This is a genomic window from Nocardia sp. CC201C (assembly GCF_030010695.1).
In the GTDB taxonomy this organism is placed as follows: Bacteria; Actinomycetota; Actinomycetes; order Mycobacteriales; family Mycobacteriaceae; genus Nocardia; species Nocardia otitidiscaviarum.
Genome location: NZ_JASCXP010000016.1, coordinates 26,055 through 36,204, shown reverse-complemented (window position 1 = coordinate 36,204; position 10,150 = coordinate 26,055). Strand labels below are relative to the sequence as shown.

Here is a 10,150-nt window from a genome sequence, read left to right as displayed (position 1 = left end):
GTTGGTCGAGCAGCTCACCGGTCCGGGCTCGCAGAACCGCACCGATATCCGCTGGCAGGTGGACGGTACCGACCTCGGCCTCATGTGGGAGAACCGGCCCGGCGAGGTGGCCGTGGTCTTCGGCGACACCTTCGGCAAGGGCTGGGTCCCCGACAGCGTGGGAGGCCCGGACTGGCGCAGCAACGTGCTCGCCTACAGCACCGACCGCGACCTCTCCGACGGCCTCACCCTGGACTCCTTCGTCCAGGACAGCCGCTGCCACGCGGCCGAACTGCTGGGCAGCCGCAAGATCAAGAACTTCGAGACCACCACCATTCCCACCTCCGGATTCGCGCTCGGCGACCGGCAGTACCTGACCTACATGTCGGTGAACCGGTGGAGCCGGATACCGGGCATGTGGTGGACCAACCACGGCGGCCTCGCCTGGTCCGACGACAACGGCCGCACCTGGGTGAAATCCCAGCACGCGCAGTGGGACAACCTGTTCGGCATCGGACGCTTCCAGGTGGCCACCATGGTGCCGCACGGCGACTGGGTGTACATGTTCGGAACTCCCAACGGGCGCATGGGCGTTATCGGCCTGGCCCGGGTACCCGCCGCCGAGGTGCTGAACAAGACCGCCTACCAGTACTGGGTGGGCGGCAACTGGGTGCCCGCCGACGGACCCAACGAATTGCTCGCCACCCCACTGGTTCTCGGCACCGCCAGTGAACTGTCCATCCGCTACGACCCGGGCAGCGGGCAGTGGCAGATGGTGTACCTGGACGCGCCCGCGCATCAGCTCGTGCTGCGCACCGCCGCCGAACCGCAGGGCACGTGGAGCGAGCCGATTCCGCTGGTGAGCACCCGGGACTATCCGGCCACCTACGGCGGATTCATCCATCCGTGGTCGACCGCCGAGGACCTGTACTTCACGCTGTCGGCGTGGGGGAGCTACAACGTGTATCTCATGCACGCGAAGCTGGAGCACTGAGGGGGTTCACCTCGCGCGATCCGACCGCCCTCGAGCCGACCGTGCTCGAGCCCGTCGCGTGGCCGCCGCCGTCGGTCCGGCCGGCATCGACGTGGTCGAACTCGAGCTGGCCGAGATCGACGCGGGCCGACCCCGGCGCGACGGGAATCAGCCTCGCCGGAAATCAGCCCCGCCGGAATCGGATTCGGCTGCCGGGGCGCGCCTGCGCCAGCGCGTCGACGTCGGCGTCGACCACCACCGCGATCACCGGGTAGCCGCCGGTGATCGGATGGTCGGCGAGGAACACCACCGGCTGGCCACTGGGCGGCACCTGGATGGAGCCCAACGCGACGCCCTCCGTGGGCAATTCGCGGTCGTCGCGGCGGCGCGGCGGTGGGCCGCCGCGACGGTCCAGCCGCGCGCCGATGCGGTCGGTGTCGGCGGAGACCGTCCACTCCCCGGCGCACAGATCGCCGGGGGCGGTGAACCAGTCGTCGCGGGGGCCGAGCAGCACCCGGACGGTCAGCGGGTCGTCGCCGGGCGGTGCGACGGGGGCGACATCGACGATCGGATGGGTGCGCGGGGGAGCGCCGACAGGCAGCACATCTCCGGGCCGCAGCGGTTCCGGGCCGATGCCCGCCAGGGTGTCGCGACTGCGCGACCCCAGCACCGGCGGCACGTCGATACCGCCCCGCACGGCCACATAACCGCGCAGTCCGGTGCGCGCCAGGCCGAGCCGAAGACACTGGCCCTCATCGATTTCCAGCACGCTGGCGATGCCGACGGGGCGGTCGTCCACGAAGGCGGGTACGGGCGCACCCGTGACCGCCACGGTCAGGTGGCGCTGCGCACGCAGTTCCACACCGCCGAGCAGCACCTCGATTCCGGCCGCACCCTCCGGATTGCCGACCAGCCGGTTGGCCAGGCGCAGCGCGGCGCGGTCCGCCGCACCGGCCGTGCCCACGCCGGAGCCGAACCAGCCGGGACGGCCCAGATCCTGAATGGTCGCCAGCGGTCCGACCCGCTCCACTCGAATCAACGGTCCACCGCCGCGAACCGCACCCGGGTACCGGCGCGGATGAGTGCGGGCGGATCGCGATCGACATCCCACATGCGCAATGCCGTGGTGCCGATGAGTTGCCAGCCGCCCGGACTGCGGCGCGGATACACCGCCGAGTAGCCGCCCGCCAGCGCCACCGCGCCCGGCGGAATGGCGGTGCGCGACTGGGCGCGGCGCGGCACGGCCAGGCGGTCGTCCGGGGCTTCCAGGTAGCCGAATCCAGGCGCGAAACCGACGAAGGCGCACTGCCATTCGATACCGGTGTGCTCGGTGATCACCTCGTCGACGGTCAGACCCAGCAGCTCCGCCACCTGCGGCAGATCCGCGCCGTCGTAGCGCACCGGGACCACCAGCGGTTCGGTGCCGACACCGGTACCGCCCACCGCGTCGGTATCGCCCACCGCGTCCGCACCCGGCTCGGCGGGATGGAGTGGCGTCGGTTCGCCGGTCGCGCCCCCGACGGCAGCGGCGAGATCGGCCAGCACGCCGGACAACCGACGGCGCACCGGTTCGGCGGCGGCGGGCGAGTCCAGGGTCACCAGCACGGTCTCGGCGGCGGGCAACACATCCACCACGCCGTCTGGCCGTGCCCCGAGCGCCGCGAGCAGACGCGGGATGAGGGCGCGCGACGGCGGAATCACCAGCAGCGCCCGGTCGCCCGCCGCACGAATGTCCCCGGCGAATGCCTCCCGCGCGAGCGCGGCGCGGCGCGCGCCCGGCCGGGCCGACGCTGCGGCAGCAGCAGTGGTGTCCCCGGGGTCCACCGCCGACTCCCCGGCGGACCCCGGCTGCCGTGCCGATCCCCGGGCATCCGCACTCACGCCGCTGCGATCATCTGGGCCGCCACAGCTCGCGACACCGCTACCCCCAGCGCCACCAGAACCCGCGACACCGCTACCCCCAGCGCCACCAGAACTCGCGACATCAGCACCGCCAGCGCCACCGGGAACCGCAGCACTGCTACCCGAGGCGGTGGCACTCGGACGCGGGATCCGACGATCGACGTTGTCGCCTGCGGTCGCGGCCGCGCGTGCGGCATCGTCGCCGGGCATGTGCGTGGGATCGTGCCGGGGCACTACGACGCACCTCCGCGAGATGCCGTCGTCGGTCCGGAAGGAGGGCGGGGGATCGGTGGTACAGCGGTCATGGGTGGTCTCCCACTCAGCAGAACGCGCCGACGGGGATGCCCGCGTCGTCCAGGGTCGAGCGGATCCGGCGCGCCATCTCCACCGCGGCCGGAGAATCGCCGTGGACGCAGATGCTCGTGGCGCGTACCGCCACCGCGCCGCCGTCCACCGTGACGGCCTTGCTGTCGCGGGCGATCGACAGCGCCTGGGTCACCGCGTCGTCGGGCCACAGCACCGCGCCCGGCTGGCTGCGCGGCGCCAGCCTGCCGGAGGACAGGTAGGCGCGATCGGCGAAACCCTCACCGACGAACGCGATTCCACGCGCCCGGGCCGCCGCCTCCAACTCGGTCCCGGCCGGGCCGAGCAGCGACAGCTCCCCGCCGAATTCCGCCATGGCCGACAATACGGCCTCGGCCAGCTCCCGATCCGCGGCCGCGGCGTGATACAGCGCGCCGTGCGGTTTCACATATCGCACCCGGTCACCCGCGCTGCGGGCGAAGACATCCAGACTGCCGATCTGATACAGGGTTTCGTCGCGCAATTCGTCCGCGGCCACCGCCACGTGCCGCCGCCCGAAACCCACCAGGTCCCGGTAACCGATGTGCGCGCCGATCCGCACACCCTTGGCAACCGCCAGCTCACAGGTGCGCCGCATGATCGACGGGTCACCGGCATGGAAGCCACAGGCGATGTTCGCGCTGGTCACGATGTCCAGCATGGCCGCGTCGTCGCCCATGCTGTACGCACCGAAACCCTCACCGAGGTCGCTGTTCAGATCGAACGCCATGGCTCCAGCATGGCACCGCGGCGGCCATCGACACACCCCACAACCGAATCCGCGCCACGACCGCCGCCCCGACCTCGCCGCACACCACCGACACTGCCTGAATCCTCGCGCCGCCACCGCTACCCGATCTCGCGCCACCACCACCCGATCCTCGCGCCGCCAATGCCGGACTCGCCACGCGGGCCATGCCGGGTGACCGGGGCACCGCGCGGGGTCGGTGCGCGGTCGCCGCGTCGCGCCTCAGCAGGGGTACACCTGTACCTCGGCAGCCTTGACCGAGAAGTAGACCTCCGTATCCGGGGCCAGCCTCAGGTCCGCCACCGCGCCCGGTGTCAGGTCCGCTGTCAGTGCGACGGGACCGCTCGCGCCGACACCGTTCGCCGCCGCGTCGCCGCGCTTCCGGCCGCTTCGGCCGGTTCCGGTCAGATCGGCCCGGACCCGGATGATTCCGCCGCGATCGGTCAGCTCGGCGATCCGCACCGGAAACACATTGCGGGGGCTGCCTTCCGGTTGTGCGCGGTACACCGCCACCGCCGTGGGCGCGAAGACGGCGGCCGCCCGGCCGGTGGGCGTCCACCCGGCGTCCGCGCACCCGTGGACGCGCATCCCGTCGGCATCGACGGCGTGCACCGGGTCGGCGGCATCGGCCGCCGCGACCGCCTCTCCCACCACCAGGTTCATACCGGCTATCCGGGCCGCGAAGGCGCTGCGCGGGCGGGCCAGCACGGCGGCCACCGGACCCGACTCCACCACCCGGCCGGATTCGATCACCACGAGGCGATCCGCCAAGGTGAGCGCGTCGATCATGTCGTGGGTGACCAGCACCGTGCCGGTCGGAGCGTGCGGGCTGTCGCGCAGCACCCGGCGCAGCAGGGCGCGCATGGTGGGAGCCACGGTCACGTCCAGCGCCGCCATGGGTTCATCCAGCAGCAGCACCCGTGGTCGCACCGCCAGCGCCCGAGCCAGCGCCACCCGCTGGGCCTGCCCACCCGACAGCGAACCCGGTGCGCGATCGGCGAATTCCTCGGCGTCGACAGCGCGCAGCCAGTCACGCGCCACCTGTTCGGCCGCCCGGCCCCGCAGTCCGTTGCTGCGCGGCCCGAATGCCACATTGGCCAGCACCGACAGGTGTGGGAACAGCAGCGCTTCCTGCGCGAGCAGGCCGATATCGCGCCGGTGCGGCGGCACCGCGATGCCACGCGCGGTATCGGTCAGCACCCGACCGTCGAGCCGAACCGTGCCCGCGTCCGGCGGCAGCATTCCCGCGATCACGTCCAGCAGGGTGGACTTCCCCGCACCGTTCGGTCCGAGCACCGCCAGCACCTCACCCGGCGCGACCGCCAACTCCACGTCCAAGGCACGAGCGGCCACCCGCGCCGATATGTGCAGGCCGCTCATGCATTCTCCGCCAAGCCCCGGGCGTGCAGCTGCACGATGACGCCGCGCTGTTTCCCTCGCGCACAACCACCCATACGGTGTCCGTTCTCGTGCGAGCGGGGCCGCTGCGCAGCGATACCGCGCTGCCTGCCGCGTACCCGCCCGCTCATGCGGTGTCCTTTCCGGCACGAGCGGCCACCCGCGCCGCCACGTACAGCCCACGCGCTGTGCCCTTTCGGCGCGAGTAGGGACGCTGCGCGGTGTCACCGTGCTGCCTCCTCCGCACCCAACCACTCACACGGTGTCCGTTCTCGTGCGAGCGGGGCCGCTGCGCAGTGATCCCGCGCTGCGTGGCGACGCCGCGCTGCCTCCTCCACGCCCGAGCGCTCATGCTGTCCGCCCGTTCGCCGCAGCACCCACGCGCCGGTAGGCGATGAGCACGATGAGCACCGCGACCAGCACCAGTAGCAGCGACAGCGCCACCGCGGCGTCGGCGTCGGTCTCGCGTTGCAGGTAGATCTCCAGCGGCAGGGTGCGGGTGCGGCCCTGGAGGCTGCCCGCGAAGGTCAGCGTCGCACCGAATTCCCCGAGGGCACGGGCGAAGGCCAGCACCGAACCCGAGATCAGGGCCGGGCGCAGCAGCGGCAGGGTCACCCGCCACCACACCACGGTGGGGCGCGCGCCGAGGGTGGCGGCGATGCGCTCGAAGCGGTCACCGGCCGTGCGCATGGCCCCCTCCAGGGTGATGACCAGGAACGGGAGGGCGACGAAGGTCTGCGCCAGCACCACCGCCGTCGTGCTGAAGGCGATGCGGATGCCCGCCGCCTCCAGTTCCCGACCCAGCAGACCGTTGCGACCGAACAGGTACAGCAGCGCCAGACCGCCGACCACCGGCGGAATCACCAGGGGCAGCAGCACCAGCGAGCGCAGTACGGGCAGCGCCCGCCAGCGGGCGCGGGCCAGCAGCACCGCCATCGGCACGCCGAGAGCGATGCACAGCAGCGTCGCGACCGCCGCCGTCCGCACGCTCAGTGTCAAGGCGTCCCGCGACGCGGACGAGGTGATGAGGCCGAAGAAGTTCGCCCAGTCCACGGCCGTGGTCAGGGCCAGCAGCGGGCCGATGACCAGTGCGAAACCGATGACGGCGGGCAGCAGCAGCCACGCGGGCACACCCGGCCCGGGGAAGACCGAACCGGACAGGCCGCGCGGTCGCATCGAATGTTTCACGGGGAACCGAACCCGGCCTCCGCCAGCAGCTTCCGGCCCTCCGGCCCGGCAACCAGGTCGACGAACTCCCGCGCGCCCTCGGAGTTCGGCGCATCCGCGACCACCGCGATCGGGTAGCTGTTGACCGCCGCCGCGGCCTCCGGGAAGGGCACCGTCACCACCCGGTCCCCGGCCGAGGCGGCATCGGTGACGTACACCAGACCGGCGTCGGCCTGCCCGGTGGTGACCTTCGCCAACACATCGGTCACCGCGGACTCCTCGCTCACCGGGGTGATGGCGACGCCCGCGGCGGCGGTCACCGCCCGGGTCGCCGCACCGCACGGCACCTGGGGCGCGCACACGACCAGGCGCAGATCCGGGCGGGACAGGTCCGCCAGGGTCGCGATTCCGGCCGGATTGCCGGGCGGGGTGACGATGGTGAGCGTATTGGTGGCGAAGGTGGTCGGCGTCTCGGTGATCCGGCCACCACGCACCGCCTTGTCCATGTTGGCCGGATTGGCGCTGGCGAAGACATCGGCCGGCGCGCCCTGTTCGAGTTGCGCTGCGAGCGTGGAGGATCCGGCGAAGGAGAATGCCACGTTCGTGCCGGGATGCGCGGCTTCGTACCGCTCGCCCAGGTCGGTGAAGACGTGCTGGAGGGAGGCCGCCGCGAAGACGGTCACCGTCGTGGTGCCGGATGCGGAATCGGAAGTGCCACAGCCGGACAGCGCCGCGACCCCGAGCACCGCCAGCGCGGCCGCTCCCGAACCGGAGCGAAAGCCTATGCGGCCCCGCCGGAATCGGCGTCGGTCTCCACCACCACGGTGGTCGCCTTCACGCTCGCCACCGCCACGCTGCCGGGCCGCAACCCCAGCTCGCGCACCGATTCGCTGCTCATCAACGACACCACCGTGAACGGCCCGCATTGCATCTCCACCTGTGCCATCACCGTATCGGTCACCACCCTGGTGACCAGCCCGGGAAACCGATTGCGTGCCGAGGAGGCACTGCCCAGTCGCGCCCGCGGGGTCCGGGCGTGCTCGACGGCCAGGGCCGCCAACTGCTCGCCGTCGACCACCAGGCGGCCCGATCCGTCCTTGTGGGCCGCGAGCGATCCGGCGTCGATCCAGCGGCGGACGGTGTCGTCACTGACACCGAGCAGCTGGGCGGCGTCGCGGATGCGAATATCGGGCATGCGAGCACCATAGCCTCGCATATGCGGGTACAACAAGAAGAAAGTCCCGCATCTGCGGATACTTTCCGGTCTGATGCGACCGGCGTCACAGCGTTCGACCCGGTGCTGTCACCTGCTGCCGGTACGCTCGGGGCAATCATGGCCACGTATTTCGATCCGAAGGCCTGGTCACCTCTGCGGGCGGTGGACCTCGGCATGGACCTGGGACGACGCCTGTTCGACCAGAGCTGGCTGGATCAGTGGACCACCTTCACCACCGCCTGGCTGGATCCGGTCGCCGACTTCGGCGCGGGCACCGTCACCGCGCTCATGCCCGATGTGCTCATGACCCTGCTGTCCGAGGGCATCCTCAGCCAATTCGGCGGGCAGGAGGTGAGCGCCACCGTGCTCGGCCACGACCTGCGCGCCACCCTGCACACCCTCAAGGTGCGGCGGCGCGGGGCGCACTTCCAGTCGAAAACCGTGCTGACCGATCTGTATTGGAACGAGCAGCCGATCAAGGAACTCACCGTCATCGCGCACGGCGTGCGGCTCATCCCGGGGGTGCCCACCAAAATCCGCTCCGCCCAACTGGATCTGCGCGGCACCATCCACATCGAGGCGCTGGTGCAATGGATCAACAGCTGGCAACCGGACTGGCTGCTGCGGACCGCGCCGGACGGAATGATCCTGGCGCGGCATCGAAAACGACGATTGCGGGCCCTGGCCACCGCGGAGATCAAGGACAATATCCTCATCATCACGCTGCACCGGGCCAACTGGTGGGGCATCCGGATGCCGCGGCGCGCGGTGCGGCTACAGCCGATCCCACTGACCGATCTGCCGAATCACGCACGCATCACCCGCGCCGAAAGAATCGGCGACGACGTACTTTTCGAGGCCGATCTGCCCGGTCTCACCGGTTCCTTCGACCTGGCGCAGATCCGCGCCGCCATCGTGGCGGGCACCACGCTCATCGTCTTTTGACAGCGGCGATCAGGACGCGGACTGCTGGCCCTTCCACCACTTCAGCAACTCCGTCTCGGCTTCCTCGCGGGTGAGGGGGCCGCGGTCGAGCCGCAACTCCTTCAGGAACTTCCACGCCTTGCCCACCTCGGGGCCGGGCTGGATGCCGAGCAGTTCCATGATGGCGTTGCCGTCCAGGTCCGGGCGCACCCGCGCCAGATCCTCCTGCTCCTGAATGCGGGCGATCCGCACTTCCAGATCGTCGTAGGTGGATTGCAGCATGGCCGCGCGGCGCTTGTTGCGGGTGGTGCAGTCGGCGCGCACCAGCTTGTGCAGGCGCGGCAGCAGCTCACCGGCATCGGTGACATAGCGGCGCACCGCCGAATCGGTCCACTGCCCCTTGCCGTAGCCGTGGAAGCGCAGGTGCAGATACACCAGGCGCGCCACATCCTCGGTGAACTGCTTGGGGTACTTCAACGCGCGCATGCGCTTTCGCACCATCTTCGCGCCCACCACCTCGTGATGATGGAAGCTCACCCCGCCGCCCGGCTCGTTCTTCTTGGTGGGCGGCTTGCCGATATCGTGCAGCAGCGCGGCCCAGCGCAGGATCAGGTCCGGGTCGCCCTCCTCCTGATCGATGGCCTGGCGCAGCACCGTCAGCGAATGCTGGTAGACGTCCTTGTGCTGGTGGTGCTCGTCGATCTCCAGCTTCATGGCCGGCACCTCCGGCAGCACCCGCTCGGCCAGGCCCGTCTCGCACATGAGGTCGATGCCGTCGGTCGGGTACTCGCCGCCGATGAGCTTGTCGAGTTCGGTACGCACCCGCTCGGCGGTGATGCGGTCGAGCTCCGGGGCCATGGCGACGATGGCCTCCCGCACCCGCGGGGCCGGGGTGAAACCGAGCTGCGCGACGAAGCGCGCCGCACGCAGCATGCGCAGCGGGTCGTCGTGGAACGAATCCTGCGGCGCCGCAGGGGTATCCAGCACCCCCCGGAGCAGGGCCGACATCCCGTCGAGCGGATCGACGAACTCCAGTTCGCCCAGCGCCCCGATCCGCACCGCCATGGCGTTCACCGTGAAGTCACGGCGCACCAGATCGCCCTCGAGGGAGTCGCCGAAGGTGACCTCCGGATTGCGGGACACCCGGTCGTAGCTGTCGGCGCGGAACGTGGTGATCTCCAGCTGCTGCCCGCCCTTGGCCGCGCTCACCGTGCCGAAGACCAGGCCGCCGGTATCCCACAGGTGGTCGGCCCAGCCGCGCATCAGCTCCTGCACCTGCTCGGGCCGGGCGTCGGTGGTGAAGTCCAGATCCGTGCCCAGCCGGCCCAGCACCGCGTCGCGCACGCTGCCGCCCACCAGGTACAGGTGATGGCCGTGCGCGGCGAAGAGCTCGCCGAGCGGGGTCAGGACCTCGGACAGCCGTCCCAGTGTGATCGCCGCCGCCGCGAGCAATCGGGTACGGCGTTCCTCGTTTGCTGCGTCGGACTCAGGCGAAACCACG

At 71.0% G+C, this 10,150-nt stretch carries 10 protein-coding genes; 2 read left to right on the top strand and 8 right to left on the bottom strand.

The annotated features are described in order from the left end of the window. A partial coding sequence (locus tag QK444_RS03420; protein ID WP_282776942.1) for a DUF4185 domain-containing protein occupies positions 1-973 on the top strand: 973 nt, incomplete at its 5' end. A 163-nt stretch (positions 974-1,136) separates the two neighbouring features. On the opposite strand, the gene QK444_RS03415 is transcribed toward QK444_RS03420, so the two are convergent. The 7 genes from QK444_RS03415 to QK444_RS03385 form a co-directional block, all read right to left on the bottom strand. Beyond that, complete coding sequence (locus tag QK444_RS03415; protein WP_282776940.1) at positions 1,137-1,991, bottom strand: biotin-dependent carboxyltransferase family protein; 855 nt, start codon at positions 1,989-1,991, stop codon at positions 1,137-1,139. Next, on the bottom strand, positions 1,988-2,776 hold the full coding sequence (locus QK444_RS03410) for an allophanate hydrolase subunit 1 (RefSeq protein WP_282776938.1): 789 nt from the start codon (positions 2,774-2,776) through the stop codon (positions 1,988-1,990). Before QK444_RS03410 ends, QK444_RS03415 begins: the two co-directional genes overlap by 4 nt. 397 nt (positions 2,777-3,173) lie before the next feature. After that, positions 3,174-3,926, bottom strand: coding sequence for a 5-oxoprolinase subunit PxpA (locus QK444_RS03405; RefSeq protein WP_282776936.1), 753 nt, complete (start codon positions 3,924-3,926; stop codon positions 3,174-3,176). 240 nt (positions 3,927-4,166) lie between these two features. After that, positions 4,167-5,324, bottom strand: a complete 1,158-nt coding sequence (locus tag QK444_RS03400) for an ATP-binding cassette domain-containing protein (RefSeq protein WP_282776934.1) — start codon at positions 5,322-5,324, stop codon at positions 4,167-4,169. A gap of 366 nt (positions 5,325-5,690) precedes the next feature. After that, positions 5,691-6,518: an ABC transporter permease gene (locus QK444_RS03395; RefSeq protein ID WP_282776949.1), complete on the bottom strand. Its 828-nt coding sequence runs from the start codon at positions 6,516-6,518 to the stop codon at positions 5,691-5,693. An 8-nt stretch (positions 6,519-6,526) separates the two neighbouring features. Continuing rightward, complete coding sequence (gene modA / locus QK444_RS03390) at positions 6,527-7,255, bottom strand: molybdate ABC transporter substrate-binding protein (protein WP_282776932.1); 729 nt, start codon at positions 7,253-7,255, stop codon at positions 6,527-6,529. A gap of 35 nt (positions 7,256-7,290) precedes the next feature. Next, positions 7,291-7,704, bottom strand: coding sequence for a TOBE domain-containing protein (locus QK444_RS03385; RefSeq protein WP_039808098.1), 414 nt, complete (start codon positions 7,702-7,704; stop codon positions 7,291-7,293). A 138-nt stretch (positions 7,705-7,842) separates the two neighbouring features. On the opposite strand from QK444_RS03385, the gene QK444_RS03380 reads away from it, so the two are divergent. After that, on the top strand, positions 7,843-8,670 hold the full coding sequence (locus tag QK444_RS03380; RefSeq protein WP_282776928.1) for a hypothetical protein: 828 nt from the start codon (positions 7,843-7,845) through the stop codon (positions 8,668-8,670). Between the two features lie 9 nt (positions 8,671-8,679). Here the strand turns inward: QK444_RS03380 and QK444_RS03375 are convergent, their stop codons facing one another. Continuing rightward, positions 8,680-10,149 carry a CCA tRNA nucleotidyltransferase gene (locus tag QK444_RS03375; protein WP_282776926.1) on the bottom strand — a complete coding sequence of 490 codons (1,470 nt, stop codon included), beginning with the start codon at positions 10,147-10,149 and terminating at the stop codon, positions 8,680-8,682. Position 10,150: the final 1 nt, after the last annotated feature.

Bases quoted from the DNA above. Each gene is read 5' to 3' on its own strand.
- QK444_RS03405 (WP_282776936.1), bottom strand. From the start codon at position 3,926: ATGGCGTTCGATCTGAACAGCGACCTCGGTGAGGGTTTCGGTGCGTAC.
- QK444_RS03400 (WP_282776934.1), bottom strand. From the start codon at position 5,324: ATGAGCGGCCTGCACATATCGGCGCGGGTGGCCGCTCGTGCCTTGGAC.
- QK444_RS03395 (WP_282776949.1), bottom strand. From the start codon at position 6,518: ATGCGACCGCGCGGCCTGTCCGGTTCGGTCTTCCCCGGGCCGGGTGTG.
- QK444_RS03385 (WP_039808098.1), bottom strand. From the start codon at position 7,704: ATGCCCGATATTCGCATCCGCGACGCCGCCCAGCTGCTCGGTGTCAGT.
- QK444_RS03380 (WP_282776928.1), top strand. From the start codon at position 7,843: ATGGCCACGTATTTCGATCCGAAGGCCTGGTCACCTCTGCGGGCGGTG.